Source organism: Bradyrhizobium lablabi (assembly GCF_018129385.1).
GTDB lineage: Bacteria > Pseudomonadota > Alphaproteobacteria > Rhizobiales > Xanthobacteraceae > Bradyrhizobium > Bradyrhizobium lablabi_C.
In genome coordinates, this window is the sequence record NZ_JAFCLN010000003.1 from 172,522 (window position 1) to 199,001 (window position 26,480).

18 protein-coding genes are annotated in these 26,480 nt (G+C 62.3%); 7 read left to right on the forward strand and 11 right to left on the reverse strand.

Annotated features, from left to right (window positions below):
- Positions 1-42 precede the first annotated feature (42 nt).
- The 3 genes from gltB to JQ628_RS07490 all read left to right on the forward strand — a co-directional run bounded on the left by gltB (position 43) and on the right by JQ628_RS07490 (position 8,342).
- Positions 43-4,776: a glutamate synthase large subunit gene (gene gltB / locus JQ628_RS07480; RefSeq protein ID WP_212221452.1), complete on the forward strand. Its 4,734-nt coding sequence runs from the start codon at positions 43-45 to the stop codon at positions 4,774-4,776.
- Between the two features lie 245 nt (positions 4,777-5,021).
- Positions 5,022-6,473 (forward strand): glutamate synthase subunit beta, encoded by a 1,452-nt coding sequence (locus JQ628_RS07485; protein WP_212221454.1) that lies wholly within the window; start codon positions 5,022-5,024, stop codon positions 6,471-6,473.
- A 153-nt stretch (positions 6,474-6,626) separates the two neighbouring features.
- Positions 6,627-8,342, forward strand: coding sequence for a DUF262 domain-containing protein (locus JQ628_RS07490; RefSeq protein WP_212221456.1), 1,716 nt, complete (start codon positions 6,627-6,629; stop codon positions 8,340-8,342).
- Between the two features lie 45 nt (positions 8,343-8,387).
- Here JQ628_RS07490 and JQ628_RS07495 read toward each other — a convergent pair whose 3' ends face one another.
- Entirely contained in the window at positions 8,388-10,112 is a 1,725-nt protein-coding gene (locus JQ628_RS07495; RefSeq protein ID WP_433996115.1) for an outer membrane beta-barrel protein, read from the reverse strand.
- Positions 10,113-10,295: 183 nt separating this feature from the next.
- On the opposite strand from JQ628_RS07495, the gene JQ628_RS07500 reads away from it, so the two are divergent.
- Positions 10,296-11,291 carry a KpsF/GutQ family sugar-phosphate isomerase gene (locus JQ628_RS07500; protein WP_212221468.1) on the forward strand — a complete coding sequence of 332 codons (996 nt, stop codon included), beginning with the start codon at positions 10,296-10,298 and terminating at the stop codon, positions 11,289-11,291.
- A 142-nt stretch (positions 11,292-11,433) separates the two neighbouring features.
- Here JQ628_RS07500 and JQ628_RS07505 read toward each other — a convergent pair whose 3' ends face one another.
- The 4 genes from JQ628_RS07505 to hemH all read right to left on the reverse strand — a co-directional run bounded on the left by JQ628_RS07505 (position 11,434) and on the right by hemH (position 14,974).
- Positions 11,434-11,973 carry a carboxymuconolactone decarboxylase family protein gene (locus tag JQ628_RS07505; protein WP_212221470.1) on the reverse strand — a complete coding sequence of 180 codons (540 nt, stop codon included), beginning with the start codon at positions 11,971-11,973 and terminating at the stop codon, positions 11,434-11,436.
- Positions 11,974-12,241: 268 nt separating this feature from the next.
- A complete protein-coding gene (locus JQ628_RS07510) occupies positions 12,242-12,688 on the reverse strand; it encodes an NfeD family protein (protein ID WP_212221472.1) in 447 nt (148 codons plus the stop codon).
- A 25-nt stretch (positions 12,689-12,713) separates the two neighbouring features.
- Positions 12,714-13,712, reverse strand: a complete 999-nt coding sequence (locus tag JQ628_RS07515) for an SPFH domain-containing protein (protein WP_212221473.1) — start codon at positions 13,710-13,712, stop codon at positions 12,714-12,716.
- A 227-nt stretch (positions 13,713-13,939) separates the two neighbouring features.
- The gene (hemH, locus tag JQ628_RS07520) at positions 13,940-14,974 is read right to left on the reverse strand and encodes a ferrochelatase (RefSeq protein ID WP_433996119.1); all 1,035 of its coding nucleotides are present in this window, start codon (positions 14,972-14,974) and stop codon (positions 13,940-13,942) included.
- Positions 14,975-15,064: 90 nt separating this feature from the next.
- Between hemH and JQ628_RS07525 the strand changes: the two genes are divergently transcribed.
- Positions 15,065-15,463 carry an MAPEG family protein gene (locus tag JQ628_RS07525; RefSeq protein WP_212221477.1) on the forward strand — a complete coding sequence of 133 codons (399 nt, stop codon included), beginning with the start codon at positions 15,065-15,067 and terminating at the stop codon, positions 15,461-15,463.
- Positions 15,464-15,566: 103 nt separating this feature from the next.
- Here JQ628_RS07525 and JQ628_RS07530 read toward each other — a convergent pair whose 3' ends face one another.
- From JQ628_RS07530 to JQ628_RS07555, 6 genes are all read right to left on the reverse strand, one after another.
- Positions 15,567-17,948: an FG-GAP repeat domain-containing protein gene (locus JQ628_RS07530; RefSeq protein ID WP_212221479.1), complete on the reverse strand. Its 2,382-nt coding sequence runs from the start codon at positions 17,946-17,948 to the stop codon at positions 15,567-15,569.
- A 137-nt stretch (positions 17,949-18,085) separates the two neighbouring features.
- Entirely contained in the window at positions 18,086-19,006 is a 921-nt protein-coding gene (locus tag JQ628_RS07535) for a DUF1127 domain-containing protein (protein ID WP_212221481.1), read from the reverse strand.
- A gap of 203 nt (positions 19,007-19,209) precedes the next feature.
- Positions 19,210-20,298, reverse strand: a complete 1,089-nt coding sequence (locus JQ628_RS07540; RefSeq protein WP_212221483.1) for a helix-turn-helix transcriptional regulator — start codon at positions 20,296-20,298, stop codon at positions 19,210-19,212.
- A gap of 39 nt (positions 20,299-20,337) precedes the next feature.
- Positions 20,338-21,414 carry a nickel/cobalt transporter gene (locus JQ628_RS07545; protein WP_212222216.1) on the reverse strand — a complete coding sequence of 359 codons (1,077 nt, stop codon included), beginning with the start codon at positions 21,412-21,414 and terminating at the stop codon, positions 20,338-20,340.
- 62 nt (positions 21,415-21,476) lie between these two features.
- Complete coding sequence (locus JQ628_RS07550; RefSeq protein WP_349628040.1) at positions 21,477-22,112, reverse strand: DUF1007 family protein; 636 nt, start codon at positions 22,110-22,112, stop codon at positions 21,477-21,479.
- Positions 22,113-22,116: 4 nt separating this feature from the next.
- Complete coding sequence (locus tag JQ628_RS07555) at positions 22,117-24,207, reverse strand: M3 family metallopeptidase (RefSeq protein WP_212221487.1); 2,091 nt, start codon at positions 24,205-24,207, stop codon at positions 22,117-22,119.
- A 128-nt stretch (positions 24,208-24,335) separates the two neighbouring features.
- On the opposite strand from JQ628_RS07555, the gene JQ628_RS07560 reads away from it, so the two are divergent.
- Positions 24,336-24,596: a hypothetical protein gene (locus JQ628_RS07560; protein ID WP_212221489.1), complete on the forward strand. Its 261-nt coding sequence runs from the start codon at positions 24,336-24,338 to the stop codon at positions 24,594-24,596.
- Positions 24,597-25,250: 654 nt separating this feature from the next.
- Positions 25,251-26,393 (forward strand): type III PLP-dependent enzyme, encoded by a 1,143-nt coding sequence (locus JQ628_RS07565; RefSeq protein ID WP_212221491.1) that lies wholly within the window; start codon positions 25,251-25,253, stop codon positions 26,391-26,393.
- Positions 26,394-26,480: the final 87 nt, after the last annotated feature.

Genomic DNA, 26,480 nt, shown 5'->3' on the forward strand with positions numbered 1-26,480 from the left:
AGACGACGGTGAGGCCCTTGCCGAACTGAGAGGACGAAAGAGATGAGCGGGTCGGAATTCGAGCGCGAGAGCATGCCCAGCAGTGCAATGTCGTCGGCTACGGATTCGAAACCGGCCGACACCACGCGCGAACATACTTGGCGTCCGCCGGCCGAGGGCCTTTACGACCTCAGCCTGGAAAAGGATTCCTGCGGCGTCGGCTTCATCGCCAACATCAAGGGCCGCAAGTCGCACCAGATCGTTTCAGACGCGATCAACATCCTCTGCAATCTCGAGCATCGCGGCGCGGTCGGTGCTGATCCGCGCGCCGGCGATGGCGCGGGCATCCTGGTGCAGATCCCGCACGCTTTCTTCTCGCGCAAGGCCGCCGAGATCGGTTTTCAGCTGCCGGCGCCCGGCGAATACGCGATCGGCGCGCTGTTCATGCCGCGCGACGCCGCATGGCGCAACGTCATCAAGAGCATCGTCGCCGAACAGATCAAGGCCGAGGGCCTGATGCTGCTCGGCTGGCGCGACGTGCCGACCGACAACTCCTCGCTCGGCGTCACCGTCAAGCCGACCGAACCCAACCACATGCAGGTGTTCATCGGCCGCAACGGCGCTGCGAAGACCGAGGACGAGTTCGAGCGGCGGCTCTACATCCTGCGCAAGTCGATCTCGCAGGCGATCTACCAGCGCCGCGACCGCGGCATGGCCGGCTACTACCCGGTGTCGTTCTCGTGCCGCACCGTGATCTACAAGGGCATGTTCCTCGCCGACCAGCTCGGCAAGTATTATCCCGACCTGCACGAGCCGGATTTCGAGAGCGCCCTTGCGCTGGTGCATCAGCGCTTCTCGACCAACACCTTCCCGACCTGGTCGCTGGCGCATCCCTACCGCTTCATCGCCCATAACGGCGAAATCAACACGCTGCGCGGCAACGTCAACTGGATGGCGGCGCGGCAGGCGTCCGTGCATTCCGAGCTGTTCGGCAAGGACATCTCCAGGCTCTGGCCGATCTCCTATGAAGGACAGAGCGACACCGCCTGTTTCGACAACGCGCTCGAATTCCTGGTGCAGGGCGGCTACTCGCTGCCGCACGCCGTGATGATGATGATTCCGGAAGCGTGGGCCGGCAATCCGCTGATGGATGAAGAGCGCCGCGCCTTCTACGAATATCATGCCGCGCTGATGGAGCCGTGGGACGGCCCGGCGGCGATTGCCTTCACCGACGGCCGCCAGATCGGCGCGACGCTCGACCGCAACGGCCTGCGCCCGGCGCGCTACCTCGTCACCAAGGACGACCGCATCGTGATGGCGTCCGAAATGGGCGTGCTCAAGATTCCGGAGGATCAGATCGTCACCAAGTGGAGGCTCCAGCCCGGCAAGATGCTGCTGGTCGACCTCCAGCAGGGCCGGCTCATTCCCGACGACGAGATCAAGGCCTCGCTCGCCAAGAGCCATCCCTACAGCGAGTGGCTGCATCGCACCCAGATCGTGCTGGAAGAGCTGCCGGACGCGGCGACCAAGAGCGTGCGCTCGAACCTGCCGCTACTCGACCGGCAGCAGGCGTTCGGCTATTCGCAGGAAGACATCAACATCCTGATGACGCCGATGGCTGCGACCGGCGAGGAAGCCGCGGGCTCGATGGGCAACGACACGCCGATCTCGGCGCTGTCTGATCGGCCGAAGCAGCTCTTCACCTACTTCAAGCAGAACTTTGCGCAGGTCACCAACCCGCCGATCGACCCGATCCGCGAAGAGCTCGTCATGAGCCTCGTCTCGATCATCGGGCCGCGGCCGAACCTGTTCGACCTTCAGGGCCTTGCCTCGACCAAGCGGCTCGAAGTGCGCCAGCCGATCCTGACTGATGCAGACCTCGAAAAGATCCGCTCGATCTCAGAGGTCGCCGACACCCATTTCAAGTCGCGCACGCTCGACACCACCTTCCACGCCGGCTTCGGCGCGGCGGGCATGGAGCAGGTGCTCGACGAACTCTGCGGCCGGGCGGAAGGGGCGGTGCGCGAAGGCGTCAACATCATCATCCTGTCCGACCGCATGGCGGGTACCGACCGGATCCCGATCCCCTCGCTGCTGGCCTGCGCCGCCGTGCATCATCATCTGATCCGCACGGGCCTGCGCACCTCGGTCGGCATCGTGGTCGAGTCGGGCGAGCCGCGGGAGGTGCATCACTTCGCGTGCCTCGCCGGCTATGGCGCCGAGGCGATCAATCCGTATCTGGCGTTCGAAACCATCATCGCGATGAAGGACCGCCTGCCCGGCGCGCTCGACGACTACGAGATCGTCAAGCGCTACATCAAGTCGATCGGCAAGGGCCTGCTCAAGGTGATGTCCAAGATGGGCATCTCGACCTATCAGTCCTATTGCGGCGCGCAGATTTTTGACGCCGTCGGCCTGAAGGCCGATTTCGTCGCCAAGTATTTCGCCGGCACGCATACCCGCATCGAGGGCGTCGGCCTCGCCGAGATCGCGGAAGAGACCGCGCGGCGTCATACCGATGCGTTCGGCGATGCGCAGGTCTACAAGAGCGCGCTCGACGTCGGCGGCGAATATGCCTACCGCACCCGCGGCGAGGACCACGCGTGGACGGCCGAATCCGTCTCCGCGCTCCAGCACGCCGTGCGCGGCAATTCGCAGGAGCGCTACCGCGCCTTTGCAAAAATCCTCAACGAGCAGTCCGAACGGCTGCTGACGCTGCGCGGCCTGTTCCGGATCAAGACGGCCGAGGACGAGAAGCGCAAGCCGGTGCCACTCGACCAGGTCGAGCCGGCCAAGGAAATCGTCAAGCGCTTCGCTACCGGCGCCATGAGCTTCGGCTCGATCTCGCGCGAGGCGCACACCACGTTGGCGATCGCGATGAACCGGATCGGCGGCAAGTCCAACACCGGTGAAGGCGGCGAGGAAGCCGACCGCTTCAAGCCGATGGCGAACGGCGATTCCATGCGCTCGGCAATCAAGCAGGTCGCCTCCGGCCGGTTCGGCGTGACGACGGAATATCTCGTCAACTCCGACATGATGCAGATCAAGATGGCGCAGGGCGCCAAGCCCGGCGAAGGCGGTCAGTTGCCCGGCCACAAGGTCGATGCGACGATCGCGCGTGTGCGGCATTCGACGCCGGGCGTCGGCCTGATCTCGCCGCCGCCGCATCACGACATCTATTCGATCGAGGATCTGGCGCAGCTCATCTACGACCTCAAGAACGTCAATCCGGACGGTCAGGTCTCGGTCAAGCTGGTGTCCGAAATCGGCGTCGGCACGGTGGCCGCGGGCGTTGCGAAGGCACGCGCCGACCATGTGACCATCGCCGGCTTCGAGGGCGGCACCGGCGCCTCGCCGCTCACCTCGATCAAGCATGCCGGCTCGCCTTGGGAAATCGGCCTTGCCGAAACCCACCAGACGCTGGTGCGCGAGCGGCTGCGCAGCCGTATAGTCGTGCAGGTCGACGGCGGCTTCCGTACCGGTCGTGACGTCGTGATCGGCGCACTCTTGGGCGCGGATGAGTTCGGCTTCGCCACCGCGCCGCTGATCGCGGCCGGTTGCATCATGATGCGCAAGTGCCATCTCAACACCTGCCCGGTCGGCGTCGCGACGCAAGACCCCGTGCTGCGCAAGCGCTTCACCGGCCAGCCCGAGCACGTCATCAACTACTTCTTCTTCGTCGCCGAGGAAGTCCGCGAGATCATGGCGCAGCTCGGCTACAAGAAGTTCGACGACATGGTCGGCCAGACCCAGATGCTCGACCAGTCCACGCTGGTGGCGCACTGGAAGGCCAAGGGCCTCGACTTCTCAAAACTGTTCGTGCGGCAGAAGGAAGAGAAGGGCCAGAAGATCTATCACTCGGAAGCCCAGAACCATCATCTGGAAGCCGTGCTCGACCGCCGCCTGATCGCGAAAGCGCAGGCTGCGCTCGACCGCGGCGCGCCGGTCAGGATCGAAGAGGAGATCAACAACACCGACCGCAGCGCCGGCGCGATGCTGTCGGGTGCGGTGGCCAAGATCTATGGCCATGCCGGACTGCCGCTCGACACCATCCATGTCAGCTTCAAGGGCACCGCCGGACAAGCATTCGGCGCGTGGCTGGCGCACGGCGTCACCTTCGACCTCGAAGGCGAAGGCAACGACTATGTCGGCAAGGGCCTTTCCGGCGGACGCCTCATCGTCAAGCCGCCGCGCGACGGCGGCATCGTGCCGGAAGAGAGCATCATCGTCGGCAACACCGTGATGTACGGCGCGATCGAGGGCGAATGCTATTTCCGCGGCATTGCCGGCGAGCGCTTTGCCGTACGCAATTCCGGCGCGGTCGCGGTGGTCGAGGGCGCCGGCGATCATTGCTGCGAATACATGACCGGCGGCATCGTGGTGGTGCTCGGCAAGACCGGGCGCAACTTTGCGGCCGGCATGTCCGGCGGCATCGCCTATGTGCTGGACGAGGCCGGCGATTTTGCAAAGCTCTGCAACCTGTCGATGGTCGAGCTCGAGCCGGTGCTCTCGGAGGAGATGATCAACGCCAACACTTATCATCACTCGGGCGACCTCGAGGCGCATGGCCGTGTCGACGTGTTCCAGAACCTGCTCGATTCGGATGTCGAGCGGCTGCATGTCTTGATCACCCGTCACGCCAAGCTGACGGGCTCGCGCCGTGCCGCCGAGATCCTCGCGAACTGGAAAACGTGGCTGCCGAAATTCCGGAAAGTGATGCCGGTGGAGTACCGCCGCGCGCTGAAGGAGATGAAGGCGAACGCCGACGCCGAGCCGAAGATCGCGATCGGGGCGTAGTCGAATATCCTCATGGTGAGGAGGCGCGCAGCGCCGTCTCGAACCACGAGGCCACCGAACGGGCCTTCATCCTTCGAGACGCGCCGCACGCGGCGCTCCTCAGGATGAGGAGTTAGAGTTAAGCGTCATTCCGGGCGCGCGAAGCGCGAACTCCGGAATCTCGCAAGACGATATCGAGGTTCCGAATATGCGCCTGACGGCGCATCCCGGAGCGACGGAACGAGATGCAAGGGCGTCAGGGTTTTATGGGCAAGATCACAGGTTTTCTCGAGATCGACCGGCACGAGCGCAAGTATGAGCCGGTCGCCGAGCGCGTACAGCATTACCGCGAATTCGTCATCCCGCTGAGCGAGAAGGACACCCGCGACCAGGCCGCGCGCTGCATGAATTGCGGCATCCCCTATTGCCACGGCACCGGTTCGGTGGCGCCGGGCACGCCGGGCTGCCCGGTCAACAATCAGATCCCCGACTTCAACGACCTCGTCTATCAGGGCAACTGGGAAGAAGCCTCGCGCAACCTGCACTCGACCAACAATTTTCCGGAATTCACCGGCCGCATCTGCCCGGCGCCGTGCGAGGCGTCCTGCACGCTCAACATCGACGACAATCCGGTCACCATCAAGACGATCGAATGCGCCATCGTCGACCGCGCCTGGGACAATGGCTGGCTGAAGCCGGAAGTCGCTCCCGAAAAGACCGGCAAGAAGGTCGCCATCATCGGCTCCGGCCCGGCGGGCCTTGCCGCCGCCCAGCAGCTCGCGCGCGCCGGCCATGAGGTGCATGTCTACGAAAAGTTCGCCAAGGCCGGCGGGCTGCTGCGTTACGGCATTCCCGACTTCAAGATGGAAAAGCACATCATCGACCGCCGCGTGGCGCAGATGGAAGCTGAGGGCGTGACCTTTCACTACGGCGCCCATGTCGGCGCCAATGGCTCGGTCGATCCGCGCGAACTGGTCAAGCAGTACGACGCCATCGCGCTGACCGGCGGCGCCGAGGCTCCACGCGACCTCCTGATCCCCGGCCGTGACCTGGCCGGCATCCACTTTGCGATGGATTTCCTGCCGCAGCAGAACCGCCGCGTTTCCTCCGAGCCGCTGGGCGGCGCCGCCGACATCCTGGCCGGCGGCAAGCATGTCGTCGTGATCGGCGGTGGCGATACCGGCTCGGACTGCATCGGCACCTCGTTCCGGCAGGGCGCAAAATCCGTCACCCAGCTCGAGATCATGCCGGCCCCGCCCGAGCATGAAAACAAAGGCATCACCTGGCCGAACTGGCCCTTGAAGATGCGAACGTCCTCGAGCCAGGCCGAAGGCGCCGGCCGCGAATTCGCCGTGCTGACGCAAAAGTTCTCCGGCGCGAACGGCAAGGTCGCAAAGCTTCACTGCGTCAAGGTCGACGAAAAGTTCAAGCCGCTCCCCGGCACCGAATTCGATCTCGACGCCGAGCTCGTACTGCTCGCGATGGGTTTTGTGCACCCCGTGCACGAAGGCCTGCTGAAGACGCTGGGCGTCGATCTCGACCCCCGCGGCAACGTCCGCGCCAATTTTGCGGATTACCAGACCTCGCTGCCAAAAGTGTTTTCGGCCGGCGACATGCGCCGCGGCCAGTCGCTGGTGGTGTGGGCGATCCGCGAAGGCCGGCTGTGCGCGCGGTCGATCGACACGTTCCTGATGGGAAAGACAGATTTGCCGAGGTAGGTCCTTGCGACGCTTGAAATCGCGCTAAAGGGGGCATTGCCCGGCAGACGTCGTGATCGACCAATTCCCATAGGTTCAGCTATCGCGCCCAGTCGCCAAAGAATACCATCTCTGCTAGAGTTTAGTCTTTAACACTCGCAGATATGAGTTCTTATGGTGGAAGCTTTTTCAGAATCGCCCACATTCGGCATAGCTAAAATCTTGCAAGAAGGTCGCTTCGTCGTCCCATCTCATCAGCGAGATTACTCTTGGACAGTCGACGAAGTTCAGCAGCTATTCGACGACGTCGCAGACGCTCTTGAAAAGAAGGGAGATGCTTATTTTCTTGGGCTGCTAGTTTTCCTCACCGAAGGTGAGCACTTCACAATTCTCGACGGCCAGCAAAGGCTAGCGACGACCATTATTATTTTTGCTGCAATCCGCGACTGGCTCCGTCAATACCCGGACCAGCACGACGAAGCTCGAAAGATTCAAGATGCCTATATTGGCGGTAGCGAACTTGGCGAAAAGGAGCCAACTCCGAGACTTGTACTTAACCAAGCAAACAATCAGAATTTTGTCGATTTTGTCGTCAAGGGCGCGGCGGTCGAAGATGTTATTACAGCGCTCAAGAAATTAAAGCGTCACGATTCCAATCGCGAGCTACTAGAAGCGATTATCTATTCGCATGGGCGGGTAAAGGAGATAGCCTCGAAGATTGGCGACCCCACGAAATCGGCTGCCTATTTTTTTGAAACCATCAAATTCTTCAGAGATCGTGTTCGAACAGTTCGCTTGACGGTCGCAGATGAAAATTCGGCGTACACGCTGTTCGAGACTCTAAATGATCGCGGCGTTGACCTTTCTCCTCTTGATCTAGTGAAGAATTTCCTCTTCAAGAAGGCAGCCGGACTTTCGCCGGCTGTCTTGAAGGATATGCAATTCCGCTGGGTTCAGATGATTGCTGCCCTTTCGAATGTCAAAGCGTCAAGCTTCTTAAAGGTTTTTTGGACGTCGCGTCACGGTCGAATAAGGACCAATCTTCTATTCGATACGTTTCGCACAACATACAAAGACTCCAATAAGGCAGTGAACCTTTCCAAAGATCTGCTCGGCGCGGCTGAGCAATACGCAGCTCTCGACTCTCCTGACGATGCTGTTTGGTCATCGTACTCGGCTGAAGCAAGGAGCACAGTCGTATCCCTTAAGTTGATTGGGAGCCAGCAAACTCACCCCATAATCCTTTCTGCACTAGCTCGATTTAGCGCTACTGAAATGCCACGATTGCTGAGACTACTGGAGGTCAGCATTGTCAGGTTTTTGCTGGTAGGCGGAGGAAATCCCGGTCGTTTTGAGCCGACATGTGCTCGAGTTGCTGAATTGATATTCAAAGGATCTATCACAAATACAGCAGGCGTCTTGGCCGAATTCAAATCGTCCGGAGTTTATCCATCTGATTCGGATTTTGAATCGGCATTTCGCCTCAAGACAGAGAGAAATAGCCAGAAGGCACGATACTTTCTTCGAGCTCTTGAGAGAGACGCGCAAACTCTCAAAAAAGGAAAAATGGCAAACGAGTGGGAGCCCGGCGCACTTACGTTAGAACATGTTCTACCGAAGAAGCCAAACGACGACTGGAAGCAGATATTAAAAGCAGACAAAGAGATTGTCGATGATTGCGCCGCACGATTGGGAAACATGTGCCTTCTAACGAAAATCAACAAAGATCTTGGTTCGAAGGGATTCTCGGCAAAAAAGCCGACTTATAATGCGAGCGATCTCAAGACAACGAAGGACTTGGCATCATTCACCGTTTGGGACCGAAAGGCCATCGACAAAAGGCAGGAGCAAATGGCGAAGCGCGCTCGATCTATATGGCGTTTCCCGTAAAGCGGCATCCGAACTCACACGATAATGCGGCAAGTAATGCCCACCTTAATTCTGCAACCTCACGCCCAACAGCACCACCGTCGACTTCGAGCTCGATCCGGGCGAGCTCGAATCCAGCAGGCTGTGCGTCACGTTGCCCTTGATCCAGACGTGCCGGTTCAGCTTGTAGATCAGGTCGCCGGAGAGCGTAAATATCTTGTCGGTGCGGTTGTCGCCCTGGTACTCGAGCGTGCCGTAGGTGAATTTGCCGATGGCGGTCAGCCAGCGGCGGAAGTCGTGATCGACTTCCAAAGTATGGGTGCGGACCAGCACGCCTGACGTGCCCGGCAGCGTGGTCTCCGCGAGCTGGGTGTCGGAATAGTATTTTGCCGTCGTCAGCGGCGTTGCAGTCCACACCAGCGAGGCGGTGGTAAGCAGGCCCTGTAGCCTGGGCAGGCGCGGATCGACATAGTGACGCTCGGCCCAGCCGACCGCGAATTCGCCGGTGAGAAGCCGCGAGAATTCGAACGACGAACCGGCCTTGACGTAGCCGCCGCTCGAATTGCGCGCGAAATTGTTGCGGTCGAGATAGAGGTCGTGGAAGCGGCTGTCGCCCTGCACTTCCGCGAACGGCTTCAGGCCCGGCATCACCTCATAGCTGATGCGGCCGACGCCGCCAAATTGCGAATAATTGCGGTCGTTGTTGTCGGTCGACGTGCCGTCGGTCAGCTTCGACCATTGATAGTCGGTGCGGTCGACCGTGGCGCCGGCGGAGACCTGAAGGCGGTTGAAGGTCTGGTCGATGCCGAGCGTAGAGCCGACCGTGGTGTAGATCGGATAGCGCTGCAGGCCGGCCTGGATGTTCGGGCTGCCGGGATTATCCGTCGAGACCAGCAGGCGGCCCTGGCCCAGCAGCCGCGTATCGCGCGACACGTCGAGTCGCCCATCGATATGGCCGACAAAATTCGGCCGGTCGATATCGAGCGGCGCCGGCAACGGCGTGCCGTCGGCGTTCGGCGTCAGGTTTTGGGTGTAGCCGCTGAAGGAGCCGCGCAGATCCGCAACGACGGCGTGCCGCTCCCAGTCCGACACCGCCAAAAACTCCGGCGCGATCACATAGACCGGCCTGCCCTGCGGCTTGTCGAGCCGCCCGGGGTTGGTGTCGTAGCCGACCGACGTTTCGATCGCGCCCTTGATCAGGAATGCGCCGACATAATCGCCGACCGCGCCGAACGGATCGTCGTCGATCTTGAGCCGCTTGCGCGGCGGCTGGCCGACCACCCTGCCGGCCATCGCCGGCGGCAACGGCGTCTTGTTGGCGGTCTCCGACGGCGGCACCGAGAGGCGCACGCGCCCGTTCGGATTGGCGGCGACCGGCGGCGCGGGCGTGCCCGGCCCCGGCGGCGGCTTGGGCCTGGCCTGCCCCGGATAATATTTCGGCTTCTTGCGCTTGCGGTTGAGCGAGTCGTAGCCGGAGTCCGAAGCGCCGCTCGCCGCCGGAAGACCGTAGGTCGGGATCTGGCCGACGCGCGAAGGCGCGGGCGTATCGGGACTACGCAGCCGCGGGTCGCTGGAGGGATCTGGCGGCGCCTGGCCGGTCCGATCAGGCGTCGGACGCAGCGGGGAATCCTGCGGGGCGATGAAGCCGCCGCGCACCGGGCGCAGCATGTCCGGCGTCAGGGTCTGGGCGTGGCCGGAAGTTCCACTCAGGGCGGCAAACGCAAGGCATGGCAATAGCGCGCGGACCGCAGCCGCGCGCCTTCTTTGGCCCCTTGCTGGACCCAACCCCACGATGACTAAACCTCAACTTATTCAAATACTTATCGGACGCGTTCAAACAGCACGCGAAAACGTCGTTAATGGAGTTAAAACAATTATGGTTAATGACCCGTTGCGCGGTCTTGCGCGCGTCGCCCTGTCCGTTTCGCCGTGGTAAGCAAGGGCCCGGGCGTCAGCCTCCTTCGAGACTCAGACATGGCCAATCCGAAACCGCTGATGCAGGACGTATCCCACGACGCCGTGCAATCGGCGCTCCGCACGCTCGATGCCGGCAGCAACGGCATTGCGGCGCTATCCGTCGCGCTGCGCGGTCCGCTGGGAACGCCCTTTGTCTCGGCGGTCGAGCTGATCCGGCAGGCCAGGGGCCGCGTCATCGTCACCGGCCTCGGCAAGTCCGGCCATATCGGCCGCAAGGTCGCCGCGACGCTGGCCTCCACCGGCACGCCCGCCTTTTTCGTGCACGCCGCGGAAGCCAGCCACGGCGACCTCGGCATGATCACGCCCGATGACGTGATCCTGGCACTGTCATGGTCCGGCGAGCAGCCGGAGATGAAGAATCTGGTCAACTACTCGGCGCGCTTCGCGATCCCGATGATTGCGATCACCTCGAACGCGGAATCCTCGCTCGGGTCGGCCGCACAGATCGTGCTGGAGCTGCCGAAGGTGCGCGAGGCCTGCCCGCATAATCTGGCGCCGACCACGTCCACGCTGATGCAGGCCGCCATCGGCGACGCGCTCGCCATCGCGCTTTTGGAAAGCCGCGGCTTCACGGCGGTGGAGTTCGCCAAATTCCATCCCGGCGGCAAGCTGGGGGCGATGCTCAAGCACACCAGCGATTTCATGCATACCGGCGAGGCCGTGCCGCTGAAGCCGCTGGGCACGAAAATGTCGGAAGCGCTGGCCGAAATCTCAGCCAAGGGTTTTGGCTGCGTCGCGATAACAGACGCGCGCGGCCATATTGTTGGCATCATCACCGACGGCGACGTGCGCCGGCACATGCGGCCCGACCTGATGGACGCGCTGGTCGACGACGTCATGACGCGAAACCCGAAGGTGATCGCCAGCAATTCGCTCGCGAGCGAAGCGCTGAAGCTGATGTCGTCGAAGATCAGCTCGCTGATCGTCACCGACGCCGACAGGCCGGTCGGCATCATTCATCTGCACGATCTCCTGCGCGCCGGCGTGGCGTAGCTTTCCCGTCGTCCCGGCGAACGCCGGGACCCATAACCTCAAATCTTTATTGCTGCGACGTGCGGGCAGGAAGGCAACCTACACCTCCTCTCTCACGAAGCCGCGGCGTATGGGTCCCGGCGTTCGCCGGACGACGATGGGGCTAGATCGGAAACCTCGCCCCCTTTTCCTCCAGCGTCAACGCCAGGCCGTTCGCGATGTATGACACGGTGTGATAGAAGCCACACAGCAGCATGATCTCCAGGATTTTCGCATCGTCATAATGCGCGCGTAGCGCCGTAAATTCGGCATCGCTCAGCCTCGCGCGGTGATGCAGCGCATCGACCGCCGCGATCAGCGCCTGCTCGGCGGACGACCAGCACAGTGCGTCCGCGCCGCCGCGCACGGTGGCGCGGACCTGCTCCTCGGTCAGATGCGCGGCCTGCGCAAAGGTCGTGACATGCACGCCCCATTCATATTCGCATTTTGTCAGCGCACAGGTGCGGTCGATGACAATCTCCCGCTCCCTCAGCGACAGCGGCCCGCGGTCCAAAAGGCTGCCGGCGGTGAATTTCTGCCAAGCCCGCGGACTGCCGGCGATCGCACGAAACAGCAGCAGCGGCGGCGCACCTTTCATGATGCGGTCGAACTGCTGCTGGAGTTCCGGTGCATAGGGCGGATCGAGTGGCGCGATGCGGGACATGAGGAACCTCGCTACAATAATTATAGCAATATGCTATAATATTTATAGCATTACGCAAGGGCTTTGGCGTGGAAACAGGATGGTGGAGGCAGCCCTTCCCTTCTCCCCTTGTGGGAGAAGGTGGCGCGGACGCAGTCCGCGACGGATGAGGGGTTCTATCCGCGGATACAGCAAAATCTGACGGAGAGAATCCGCCCGCGGAGACAGACCCCTCACCCGCGCTCGCTTTGCGAGCGCACCCTCTCCCTCAAGGGGAGAGGGTATTCTTTCAAGCCGCCGCCACCGTCAAACTGGCTCCGTCCGCGCTGACGATCTTTACGCGGCTACCGGCGGGGGCGTCGGGGCCGGCGATGCGCCAGATGGTGTCGTCGATCCGCACTGTGCCGGTGCCGTCGACGATCGGCTTTTCCAAGGTGAACACCCGGCCGACCAGCGCGTCGGTGCGCCGGTTGAGGAACGGATTGCTGGTGCTGGCGGCGCGGCTGGTAACCGCGAAGCGGCGCCATAGCGGGACGGCGGCGACCGCGAACACCGCGAACATGAGAAGCTGCGTCTGCCAGGATGGCTGGATCACAAACGACAACAGGCCGACCAGCAGCGCGGCGAGCCCGAGCCAGAACAGGAAGACACCCGGTGCCGCCAATTCGAGCGCCATGAGGATGAAGCCGAAAATCAGCCAGTTCCAGGTGCCGAGCGTGGTGAACATTTGGGCCATGCTGACCTCTCTATTGCTTGCGCTCTCAGCGCTGCGGCGCGATCGGCGGCGGCGTGGGGCCGGCATTCGGCACCGAGCCGCGCCGCGCGGCCGCCGCCGCTGAAGTCGCGCTTTCGCCGAAGGTAGCCTTTGCGATCTCGCCGATGCCGGCGAGCGAGCCCAACATGCCGGTGGCCTCGATCGGCAGCATCAACACCTTCTGGTTCGGCGATTCCGCAAGCTGGCCGAACGCCTTGATGTATTTGTCGGCGATAAAGTAGTTCAGCGCGGCGATGTCGCCCTTGGCAATGGATTCCGAGACCATCTGGGTTGCCTTGGCCTCGGCTTCGGCGAGGCGCTCGCGCGCCTCGGCGTCGCGGAAGGCGGCTTCGCGGCGGCCTTCGGCCTGCAGGATCTGGCCCTGCTTGGCGCCCTCGGCGCGCAGTATCTCCGACTGGCGCTGGCCTTCGGCCTGCAAAATGTCGGCGCGCTTGACGCGCTCGGCCTTCATCTGCCGGCCCATCGCCTCGACGAGGTCGGCCGGCGGCACGATGTCCTTGATCTCGATACGGTTGACCTTGAGGCCCCACGGCGAGACCGCGGCATCGACCACGCGCAAAAGGCGCTCGTTGATCTCGTCGCGGTGCGACAGCACCTGGTCGAGGTCCATCGAGCCCATCACCGAGCGGATGTTGGTCATGGTCAGCACGATGATCGCCTGCTCGAGATTGGCGACCTCGTAGCTCGCTTTCGCGGCGTCGAACACCTGGAAGAAGGCGACGCCGTCCACCGTCACGGTGGCGTTGTCCTTGGTGATCACTTCCTGCTCGGGAATGGAGATCACCTGCTCCATCATGTTCATCTTGCGCCCGACGCGGTCGAAATAGGGCACGATCAGATTGAGGCCCGGCGAGAGCGTGCGGGTGTATTTGCCGAAACGTTCGATGGTCCAGTCATAGCCTTGCGGCACGGTCTTTACACCGGCGAACAGTGTGACGATGACGAGAAGTACCAGTGCAATCGCGAAAATGTCGAAACCGCTCATAAACCCTCCAAGGCGGGAAAGGGATTTTTCCCGCACCATGTCCCCGTCAGACATTGCGTAACGGATGCCGTTTCTTTTGTCTGCCTAGCGCAGGGCCGGTTCAGCCGGCTGTTATTGCTTCTATAGGTATGGAAGCGTTTGCAAACCTGCCAGATGTACCTGCGCCAGGCGGAAGACTTATTCCCGGCAATCTGCTTGCAGTGCGGCAAGTGCTGGATGCGAGCGCATCAAATCCAGCCCTGAAGCTCGCGCAGCACGAGCTGGCGGATGACATCCATGCCGGCGTCGCTGTCGTTCAGGCAGGGGATCGCGGCAAACTGCTCGCCGCCATTGTGCCGGAAAATCTCGGCGTTCTCCTGCGCGATTTCCTCCAGCGTCTCCAGGCAATCGGCGGAGAAGCCCGGCGTCACCACCGCGATGCGGCGGATGCCGTCTTTCGCAAGCTGCTCGATGGTCTTGTCGGTGTAGGGCTGTAACCATTCGGCATTGCCGAAGCGCGACTGGAAGGTGAGCAGCAGTTTTGAGGCATCGAGCCCCAGCCGCTTGCGCAGGGCTTCCGTGGTGGCAACGCATTGCGCAAAATAAGGATCGCCCTTGTCGACATACGCTTTCGGCATGCCGTGGAAGGAGGCCACGATCAATTCGGGCTGAAACGGCAGCGTCGCCAGATGCGCGTTGATGGAGACCGCGAGCGCCTCGATGTAATCGGGATCGTCGTAATAAGGCGGCGAGATCCGCAGCGTCGGCTGGGCACGCATGCCGGCCAGCGCGCGAAACGCCTCGTCGCAGACAGTGGCGGACGTGGCGGCGGAATATTGCGGATAGAGCGGCACCACCAGGATGCGATCGCAGCCCTGCGCGGCCAGCGCTTCCAGCCGCGAGCGGATCGACGGATTGCCGTAGCGCATCGCCCAATCGACCGCGACGTGATCGTGGTCGGCGATCGCTTCGGCCAGTTTTTCCGCCTGCGAGCGCGTGATGGTCTTCAGCGGGGACTCGTTCTTCTCGTTATTCCAGATCTTTGCGTAGTCCTTTGCCTTTCGGGCGGGGCGGATTCGCAAAATGATGCCGTTGAGGATCAGCTTCCAGAGCAGGCCCTGGTCCTCGATCACGCGCGGGTCGGACAGGAATTCCTTCAGGTAGACTCGCACGCCCGCGGCGTCACAGGTATCGGGGGTGCCGAGATTGACCAGCAGCACGCCGACGCGCTGCGGCCCTGCTGCGACGGCCGCCTTGGAATTTTGATTGCGTACCGGGGTCATCATGCGAGTGGCTTCGCGCCTCGGGCCATCCTTGTCAAGATAATGGCACCTTCGCTACCCTGCCCCCAATTGCCGCGCGTCGGGTGAATCATGACGATTGCCGATTTCTGCATTTTCGGGGCGGTTGCGCTCTATCTCCTGACCATCGTGCCGATCAAATGGATCGGGCACCGCAACTACGACAATTCCAAGCCGCGCGATCCCGCCTTCTATGGCGATCCCCTGCGGGCGCGCGCTCTCGCCGCCCATCAAAACGGCATCGAGACGTTTCCGTTCTTTGCCATAGCGGTCATCTTCGCCGAATTCCGCGGCGCGCCGCAGCACCTGATCAACGAACTCGCGGTGCTGTTCCTGATCGTGCGGATCGCCTATGTGCTGACCTATATCGGCAACCGCCCGCGGCTTCGCTCGATCCTCTGGAACATCGGCTTCACCATCAACATCGCGATCTTCTTCCTGCCGCTGTGGCGAGGCTGGCTGCCGGTCTAGTCTAGAGCAGGATGACTTTTCTTCGAATCGTCATCCCGCTCTATCTTTTTGTTTGAGCATGATCTTTCTCGGAAAACCGGTACCCACTTTTCCGGATCATGCTCTAGGCGATGACGTGCCAGTTGTTCGGCACCGCGCCGAGCGCATGGGCGGTGGTTATCGCTCCGTCGTCCATTTCCCAGAGTTGGGTCACGCCATTGGTCGTGTTGCGCCAGAGAATGTCGGCGCTGGTGTCGCCGGTGTAGTCCGCGACATCAAGGGCGTCCCAGTTGGATGGAATGTTCCCGAGATTACGGGTACTCAGGATCGTGCCGTTGTTCATGTTCCAGACCGTGGTCACGCCGGTGCTGTCGTTGCGCCAGAGGAAGTCACTCCTGCCGTCGCCGTTGAAGTCGCCGATCCCCTCGATCTTGAAGTTTGAGGGAATGGCTCCGAGCGAATAGGCGTTCAGGATGGTGCCGTTGTCCATGGTCCAGATCTGGGTGACTCCGGTGCTGCTGTTGTGCCACACCAGGTCGGTCTTGAGGTCGGCATTAAAGTCGCCGGAGCCCTCGTACCGCCAGACCGCAGGCATCACGCCGAGATTTTGCGCGCCCAGGATGGTGCCGTTGTCCATGTTCCAGATCTGAGTGATGCCGGTGCTGTCGTTGCGCCACAGGATGTCGCTGAGGCCATCGGCATTGAAATCGCCGGTGTCGAGGACTTTCCAGGCCAGCGGAACCACGCCGAGCGAATACGCGTTCACGACCGTGCCGTTGTCCATATTCCAGATCTGGGTGACGCCGGTGCTGTCGTTGCGCCAGAGCAGGTCATCCTTTCCATCGGCGTTGAAATCCCCGGTGCCGGCTATCGTCCAGTTGGTGGGAACGGTTCCCAAGGGACTGGTGCCAAGCAGAGTGCCTCCGGCCATGTGCCAGATTTGAGCCGTGCCGGCGTCGTTGCGCCAGAGAATGTCGCTGAAGCCGTCGGCGTTGAAGTCCTTGGGAGGCCCGATGAGCGCCGCAGTCGCAATCGTACGGTTGCTGAACTGGAAGAACTCAGCCCCGGTGACCTTGTCGGTGCCGTCGTCGAAGCCGTTACTGGCGGCACCAAGCTTGTCGGTAACCGTAAAGGTCTTCGTGGGGGTATCGTAGCTGATGAGATAGTCGGACTGATTGGAGCTAAAATAGACCGTGTCGGTTCCACCACCGCCACCAAGCGTGTCGTTGCCGCCAAGACCTACCAAAGAATCGTTGCCACCGCCGCCGCTGAACGAGTCGCGCAAATCGTCACCGATCATAAGGTCGTTGGCGCCGTCGCCGGTTGAAGTGCGCAGCAATTCCGTGACGCTGTAGCGTATCGAGCCATCGTTGCCAGCGTCGGCGATCGTACTCGACCGCACGCTTAGCACTTGTCCGTTGTTAAGCGCGACCAGTTCGTTCTCGATCACGGCGCTGGCATCCCAAAGCTCTGTTCCGGCGATCGCCGCTCCATTGGCCGTGAAGGCCTTCTGGTAGTCAAAATTGCCGGGACCCGACCAGCCGACAACGATAAAGCCGTTGTCAAGCTGCGTCAGGGTCGGGTTGTACTGATCGCCGGCAATGGCATCGTTGACCATCACAAAGTTCGATCGCGGACTCCCATCGCTGTTGAATATCTTCAGCATGATCTCGGTGCTGCCAGTTTTCCAGCCATCGGAGGTGTAGGCGACGGCAAAGCCGCCGTCGTCGAGAGCGATCACCTGGATATCTGTTCCTGCACCGTCGATCAGGACAGAACGGGCATCCAGCGCCGTTCCCGATGCGCTGAAGCGCAGGAAGCGAACTTCCTGATTGCCGCCCCCGGCCGGCCCCTGCTGCCAGGCGACCACGAAATTACCGCCTGTCAGGCCTGCAACCGACGCGTAGTCCGCGCTAAACGTCGCACTTCCTTCGATGAAAATGGTATTGCCCACCAAACCGGCGCCATTGACGATCTGGGCGCGCAGATCAGTGTCGGTGCTGTAGACGCGTGTCCATGTCACGACGTAGTTGCCATTGGCGAGCGCGGCGACATCGGCCGAACGGTCGGGAAAAGCGTCGCCTGTGATGATGATGTCAGTCCCGCTGGGCGAACCGGAAGTGTTGATGAGCCGTGCGTGAATATCGCCACCTGAATCCACGCTGGTGTCGGTGAACGCGAACACGACGCGGCCGTCCTTCAGAAGCGCACCTGCGGGATCGGTCTGAATATTGGTCGTGGTTGCGTTGAGGAGAAACTCGCTGCCGACCGGCGCCGAAGCGGTGTTGAAAACCCGCGCCCTGATATCGCCCGGCGCCATTCCGTCATTCCACGCCGCCGCCCATCCGCCATCCCCAAAGCCGACGGCAGCCACCGAGTTCTGGGCGCCGACCGTGGTGAGATTATTGACGAAGTTGCCGGTGACGACGGTGCTCCAGTTATATGTCGTCGTTATGGCCACGATTCTTCTCCCTCTTGGAAAGGTTGTTTCTGATAATTGGAACAATTAGGTCGTGTATCCATAAAGCCGTTGGCGTGACGCGACTGAGGCTACGTCCATATCTGGACTTGTGTGCGCGCATGTCCCGTCTTGCTCCCGCGCGAGGCGGAGAAACGAAGCGACACAAAATCGAATGGCACATACTACCTGACGAATGCAGCGGGCCCTGCGGCGTTGGATAGGTTGGGCCGAACGAACACAAAACGCGACGTTACTGGTACTTCCAGATCGTCTTGGCCGTCCTGGCCGATGAGAATGAGGCCCGCTCCGCCATTGGCCACCGTCAAGATGACCGGTTCACCCGCCCATGTCCTGATCGGCTCCATGGCGATCACGAGAAACTCACCGATTGGCTGGTCGAAATACTGAAGCCTTAGCTGCGGAGCGACTTCGGCAGGTGAGAGTCGAAGACCCAGCCGTTGTGCGTGCGCATAGATGTCCCGCAGCGTTGCCGTTTCGCCCCGGAAGCCAAGTTCGGCCGGCGATACCGCAACAAGCTCGACCTCGGCTTTCTTGCCGCTGAGGGTGAAAGCGGGTCGTGCGAGGATCTCGTCAGCCGAGTTGCCCATGCTGCAGCCCACGGCAGCCATGGCGCTGCGGAGAGCGAACAAATCCGTGAAGGTCCCTATTGCAATCGTCTTCCACACCGGAATATCGGCGGCGGTCCTGACTGAAGTCCGCGGGCCGAGCGGCGGCGGAGCCGCCTTGAGCGCGAGGTGATTGCGCAGGACATCCTGCGCAGCGCATTGAGCCCTGGCCTCGTAAGCGGGTAGGAGGATAAACGCGCAATAGAGCAAGAGGCGAACAAGCGCATTGCCGCTATACCCGTCTGTCGAACGATGTGGCTTAACGATGCTTCGCTGCGAAGAGGGGTAGTCGATCTCGCCCTGCGATATACCGATGTCCACCAGTTCGCTGTCACTCTGCCGAGAAAGTTGGCTTCGCAGTTTCTGGCGTCTACGCCACCTCAGAAATGCATCCCAATAGACTTCAAGAGGGCTATAGGCCTGCCGCTTTGCGGTTGCTGATCCAAGCTCAGTGGTTCTGTGGATTGAGCTCGCCATGGCACTTAAGGTCCGGCTTGGTATCTCCGGCCGCCATTTGGACCCGCGCCGCCGTGCGGCTCCCCATCCATTTTGGGGGGCTTACCAAATATTTTCGGTTCGGCTGCTTCCGGAGGCGCGGAGGGCAACTGGCACCTCGGGAATCAACTCACAGCAGTCCGGAGCCGACCGGACGGCCCCACTCTAAGGGGGCATATGTTATCTCAAGGGTCGTTCGCGTAGCCGGGCGGCTGCAGTCCATTCAACAACGCCACGACGTCAGACTGCCGGTTGTAGCCCATTTTGCTCATTACAACTTTGACGTGCCAACGAACGGTATTCGTCGATGTGCCGCTTTCCGTCGCTATCGCCTTGACCGTCTGGCCGGCCGCCAAGCCTCGGGCGATGCGCGCCTCGGTGGGGGTTAAGTCAAAAAGGGATCGTATGAGGTCGACCGACGGAGCCTCCGGCCTGGTCACGGGTGTCAACATCAGCAGGGCGGCGCATCGGGAAAATGTGTCGCGCGCCGAACCGCGTATGGGCACGACATGCGCAATCATCGTGGAGCTGACATTGCGGACGGGAAAGGACCTTACACTTGGGGTGTCATCCCGATCCGCCGTCGCGATGGCGTCGCGCAACAGCGCGTCGGCGCGCACGTCGCTTAGCGCGATACGATCATTCATCCGCCACAAGACCAAGCCGCTCAACGCTTCGATTAGCTGATTTGCAGCGAGGACTTTCCCACTTTCCGAGAGCACGAGCGCTGGAATGCCAAGCATAGCGAGCGCCTCGCTGGCGGCCCGTGCGCGCTCCAACTGCATGCGGGCCGCAACAAACGAGGCCCTGGCCAAATGAGAGTGCACCTCGTTGAGGCTTTCGAGCACGGCAGGCGGCGCCGATCCCTGATCGTATGCCCGTTCCAACGCGATCACCATGTCGTCGCCCGTCGGCAGCGCTATCGCGGTCGCCGAGGCCCACCCCATACCGCGGGGATACAGCATGTCCCTGTAGGCCGGATCATTGCGCATTTCTTCGGGCGTATAGAGAATACTGTCCGGAATGAAACCCGTCTGTTTCGCGCGCAGCAGCCGGTTGAAGCGTTCAGATCGCGTAATCCATCCGCTCTCCATCAATGGCCGCAAGTCGTTCCTTGCCTCCTGGCTCGAAGCGGACCACCGGATGACGTTTCCGTTCGAGATACACAACCAGCCGGATAGCGCGCCGTCGATATGCACCAGTTCCGCCAGGATCTCCGGCCAAAGCTCGGGTACAAAGGCGCATTCGTAAATCCGGTCGACGAGGCGGGACATCGCTTACCCTCTTGGCGCGCGGACGCAACGATCACCCACTCAGAGACAGGTCACCCGTTCGGCGGCGAGATAGCCGAACAGCAGGCCGATTCCGAACAGCAGCACGAGGCCGGCGGCGCCGAACTCGATGCCGCGCATGATCAGCGCACCGCCGCCCTCGCTCGCGCTGCTCAGCCGGCGCGCGAGATCCTTGGCCGACACCGCGATCACCGCGATGGTCGCGACCGTGATGGCGGTGCCGAGCCCCATCACAAAGGTCGCGGCGATGCCGGCCCAGAACAGGCCCTGCGCCAGCGAGAACACCAGCACCAGGATCGCCCCCGAGCAGGGCCGCAAGCCCACCGCAAAGATGGCGCCGAGGCCGCGCTGCCAGCCGCCGGGACCGGCAAGCTGGTCCGGCGTCGGCCCGTGGGAGTGGCCGCAATGCTCGTCGTGGACATGGCCGTTCCCATGATCGTGATGATCGTGGCCGTGATCATGGTGGTGGTGGTGATGATCATGGCCATGGCCGTGATCATGGGGATGAGCGTGGTCATGGTGATGACCGTGGTCATGGTGGTGACCGAGATCGTGAGGCGCCCCGGCAAGCGCGACCGCCGGCGCAGCGCGGGGAGCCTGAAGTGCGCGAATAAAGCCGCCGCCCTTGGTCCAGACCAGGCGCGCGCCAAAGGCGGCGATCAGCGCGTAGCTGGCGATCTCGATCGCCTTCTCCGCCCCGCACATGGTCTTTGCCGTCGCATTGAGCAGCCAGGCGCTGATGCCGACCAGTACCACCGCAACGAGGGCCTGCAACAGCGAGGAGGCAAAGGACAGCACGATGCCGCGCCGGGCCGTCTCCTGGTTGGCGACCAGATAGGAGGAGATCACCGCCTTGCCGTGGCCCGGCCCGGCGGCGTGGAATATCCCGTAGGCAAAGGAGATCGCGAGCAGCGTCCAGACCGCCGAGCCGTCGGATTTGGCGGCGCGGATGGTCGTGGACATCTCGCGGTAGAATTCCGACTGTTTTGCCAAAATCCAGCCGACGATGCCGCCGACGGGTGGCTGGCTAGCTGCGCCCGGTCGCGGGCCGCCGAAAGGATTTTGTGCCAGCAGGGCATGCACGGCGCTGTCAAGCATCAGGACGGCAGCCGCCACGGCAAGGCAGACGGCAAAACTGCGCACCGCGCCTGACTGGACGCTCACGGGCAGTCCACCGTGATCTTGTTGGCGAACATCGCGCCGTAGTTCGAGTTGTCGCCGTCCATGAAATTATTCTCGCTGAGCCGCTTGGCGTTGGCGGTGGCGTCATTCGGCCGCTCGAATTTCATCTGGCAGGCGGCGGGCGCCCCAACCAGCTTGATCGGGTCCTTGTCGGCGAAACTGAAGTCGATGAAATAGCTCGGGTCGAACACCTCAAGCGCCAGTTGCTTCGGCTTCGCCGGAGTCTTCAGCGGCAGCGTGAAATGCAGCGTCAGGGATGAATCCTTGTATTCGAGGTAATAGTCGACCGGCTCCTGAAACTTCTCCTTCTTGCCGTCTGCCTTGGCGAAGGTGAAGTAGGCGAATTCCTTGAGCGACTCAACATTGACCTGCGCCAGCGGCGCGAGCTGCTCGCGGCTGTACTCCCCCTTGGTCTTGGTCTCGATGCCTTGCAAGGCATAGGTCGTGAACATGTCGTCAAAGGTCCAGGCATGACGGACGCCGGTGATCGAGCCGTCGGCGGCATAGATCAGCTCGCTGTTGCCGGTGATCCAGACATGCGGATGCGCCTCTGCCTGCGGCACGCCAAGCGCCATCAGGCTGGACAGCGCGAAGAGTAGTTTCCTGATCGATATCACCTTATGCCGCCTCTGAGGTTTCAAGCAGGCCACGTCGGCGCAGCAGCGCGTCGGGCTCGGGATCGCGGCCGCGGAAGGCGACATAGGCCTCCTCCGGATCGCGCGAGCCGCCGGACGAATAGATATCGTCGTGCAGCCGCTTGGCCGTGGCGGGATCGAAGATGTCGCCGGCCTCCTCGAACGCGCCGAACGCATCCGCGTCCATCACCTCCGACCACATATAGCTGTAATAGCCGGAGGCATAGTGGTCGCCGGAGAAGATATGGCCGAACTGGGTCGGCCGGTGCCGCATCGCGATTTCCGCGGGCATGCCGATCTTCTCCAGCTCCGCCTTCTCGAACGCGGCGACATCGCGGCTGGCGTCAGCCGGCTGGGTGTGGAATTCGAGGTCGAGCAGCGCCGAGGAGACGAACTCGACGGTGGCAAAACCCTGGTTGAATTTTCGCGCGGCAAGGAAGCGCTGGAGCAGGTCGTCCGGCAGCGGCTCGCCGGTCTGGTAATGCCTGGCGAACTGCCGCAGCACCTGCGGCTGCTCCTGCCAGTGCTCGTAGAGCTGCGAGGGCAGCTCGACGAAGTCGGTAAACACGGAGGTGCCCGACAGCGACGGATACGTCACATCCGAGAGGATGCCGTGCAGGGCATGGCCGAACTCATGGAACAGCGTCCGGGCGTCATCCGGCGAGAGCAGCGGCGGCTGGCCGTCGGCGCCCTTGGCAAAGTTGCAGACATTGATGATCAGGGGCGCGATCGCGCCGTCGAGCTTTTGCTGGTCGCGCAGCGAGGTCATCCAGGCGCCGGAGCGCTTCGAGGGCCGCGCGAAGTAGTCGCCATAGAACAGGCCCTTGTGACTGCCATCGGGATTTTTGATCTCCCAGACCCGGACGTCGGGATGCCAGACCGGGATATCCCTGCGCTCGGCGAAGGTGATGCCGAACAGGCGGGTGGCGCAGTCGAAGGCGGCCTCGATCATGTGGTCGAGCACCAGATATGGCTTGATCGCGGCGTCGTCGAAATTGGCCTTTCGCTGCCGCAGCTTTTCCGCGTAGTAGCGCCAGTCCCAGGGGGCGAGAGCGAAATTGCCGCCCTCCTCGGCGATCAGAGCCTGTAGCTCGTCGCGGTCGGCGAGCGCCCGCTCGCGTGCGGGCTTCCAGACCCGCTCCAAGAGGCCGCGCACGGCGTCCGGCGTCTTGGCCATGGAGTCTTCGAGACGGTAGGCGGCATAGGTCGGAAAGCCCAGAATCTTCGCGCTCTCCTCGCGCAGCGCCAAAATCTCGACGATGGTCTCGTTGTTGTCGTTGGCATTGCGGTTGTCGCCGCGGGCGGTGAAGGCCCGGTAGACCTTTTCGCGCAGGTCGCGGCGGACGGAGCTCTTCAGGAAGGGTTCTACGGAAGAGCGCGATAACGTCACGATCGCCTTTCCGGCCATGCCGCGCTCGTCGGCCGCGGCCTTGGCCGCCGCCACGAAGGAATCCGACAGACCGGCGCGGTCGTCCTCGCCAAGCTCGAGAAACCACTCCTGCTCGTCGCCCAGCAGATGGTGGCTGAAGGCGGTGCCAAGATGGGCCAGCCGCTCGTTGATCTCGGCCTTGCGCGTCTTGGCGGCCTCGTCGAGCCCGGCGCCGGAGCGGTGGAAACGGGTATAGGTCCGCTCCAAGAGCCGCATCTCTTCGCCGGTCAGACCGAGGTTCTTGCGGTTCTCGTGCAGCATGGCGATGCGGCCGAACAGCACCGCGTTCATCATAATGGGATTCCAGTGCCGGGCCATCCGGAGCGACACTTCCTTGTCGATCTCCAGGATCGCCGGATTGGAGTGCGCCGAGACGAGGTCGTAGAACACGGCCGCGACCTTGGAGAGCAGCTTTCCCGAGCGCTCGAGCGCGGTGATGGTGTTGGCGAAATCGGGCGTGGCCGGATCGTGCGTGATGGCGGCGACCTCGGCGGCGTGGTCGGCAAAGGCCTGTTCAAAGGCCGGCAGGAAGTGTTCCGGCGCGATCTCGGCAAAAGGCGGCGTCTCGAACGGCGTCTGCCACGGCTGCAAGAGCGGGTTGGCCTGCGCTTCCGAGGGGGCCGTTTCTTCAAGGGTTTCCGACATCACAAATCCCGTTTTCACCGCAAAATGACGGGTGAATCTATATCACGCGATGCGGCATTTTTGGGCCTTTTAAGCTTGTAAGAGAGGGCCATTTCAGAGAGATTGCGGCCCTCGAAAAGGAACTGACCATGAGCCTCCAGCCCACCTCGACCGGATCCCGCCAGATCGTCTGGCCGAGCGTCGTCACCGTGATCTCGGCGGCGATCCTGATCGGCGCGGAAGTGTTCGGCGCGGCATTTGCCGGCGGCTGGGCGCTCGCGATTCTGTTCGGGCTCTCCGATACCGGCGCGCACATCCTGCAAGCCGTGCTGTTCGGGCTCGGCGTCCTCATCATGATCGCGTTCATCCGCGCCGCGCAGCGCGTCGAGCCGTTCACGCGCCGCGGCTGATCCGCTCAAGTCCAAGTTAGCGCTGTGCCGCAGGCACAACTTTGATCGCGCGAGCGCTCTAAAATCTTAACGTCTGTTCATCTTTCACAAGCGAAGCGCGCCTCGCGCACGAGATCGCAAGCTCGTGTTAGGGAAATTTTCGCGCACGCTAAAAAAATTCTTGCGAAGCGAAGTCAAAAGCCTTATTTGCACCCTTGCCCAATTTCGCACGTGCCTGTGGTCGTGTGTCAGTCGGTAGGTATCCGGACAAGAGGCCGGACAGCCGCCAAGGGATGAAGGACCGAGGGTCGCCTCGCTTAGAGCGGCCAGCATCTCTCTCAAGAGATGCCGATGAAGGTCTCTCCACCCCTTGCAACCGTGACTGGCAGCCGGAGGCGAACCGGCGCACCCCGCTCTCAACGGGGGACGCGACTTAAAGCAACGACGGATCGGGCTTTTTTGGTCTCTACCGGCATTCCACCGCCGGCGCGGGCTACTGAAAAGGCTTGTCCTTCATTGCCAGGTGTGCGGGCGGGAAATTCCCAACCAATCCACGGCAGCACAAACGGTCTGAGTTCGAGGCTACGTCGCGTCTCCATCGTGCGACTGCGCCACGTCACTCATGGCCGAGATCATTTTGAACGGGTCCCGTCGCTGGGCCGTTTGGAGGGTGCTATGACCGATCGTATCCAGGAATTCCTGCGCAACCGCCGCAGCGAGGGCCTCGACACCGAGCCGTGCCTCGTCGTCGACCTCGAAGTCGTGCGCGACAACTACCAGACCTTCGCCAAGGCACTGCCGGACAGCCGCGTGTTCTACGCGGTCAAGGCTAATCCTGCGCCCGAAGTGCTGTCGCTGCTGGCTTCGCTCGGCTCGTGCTTCGACACCGCGACCGTCGCGGAGATCGAGATGGCGCTGGCCGCCGGTGCGACACCGGACCGCATCTCCTACGGCAATACGATCAAGAAGGAGCGCGACATCGCGCGTGCCTTTGCGCTCGGCATTCGCCTGTTCGCGGTCGACTGCGCCGCCGAAGTCGAGAAGGTCGCTCGCGCCGCCCCGGGCGCCAAGGTGTTCTGCCGCATTCTCTATGATTGCGCAGGCGCCGAGTGGCCGCTGTCGCGCAAGTTCGGTTGCGATCCGGAGATGGCGGTCGAGGTGCTCGACCTCGCCAAGCGGCTGGGACTGGAGCCTTGCGGCATCTCGTTCCATGTCGGCTCGCAGCAGCGCAAGGTGAAGGCGTGGGACCGTGCCCTGTCGATGGCCTCGACGGTGTTCCGTGACTGCGCCGAGCGCGGGATCAACCTGTCCATGGTCAACATGGGCGGCGGCTTCCCGACCAAGTACCTGAAGGACGTTCCTCCGGTCGTGCAGTACGGCCGGTCGATCTTCCGTGCGCTGCGTAAGCACTTCGGCAACCAGATCCCGGAGACCATCATCGAGCCGGGTCGCGGCATGGTCGGCAACGCCGGCATCATCGAGACCGAAGTCGTCCTGATCTCCAGGAAGAGCGACGAGGACGAGGTGCGCTGGGTGTACCTGGACATCGGCAAGTTCGGCGGCCTCGCCGAGACGATGGACGAGTCGATCCGCTACGCCATCCGCACCCCGCATGACGGTGCGGACATGACGCCGTGCGTGCTCGCTGGGCCGACCTGCGACAGCGCCGACGTGCTGTACGAGAAGATGCCGTATCCGCTCCCGGTTACGCTCGAGATCGGCGACAAGCTGCTGATCGAAGGCACCGGCGCCTATACGTCGACCTACTCGTCGGTGGCTTTCAACGGCATCCCGCCGCTGAAGACTTACCACATCTGATCCGCCTCGCTTCGAGGCCCGACTAGCGGGAGCCGGTCCGCCGGCTCCCTTCCCTGCCATTTCTGGACTGACAACGCTGCCGCGGCC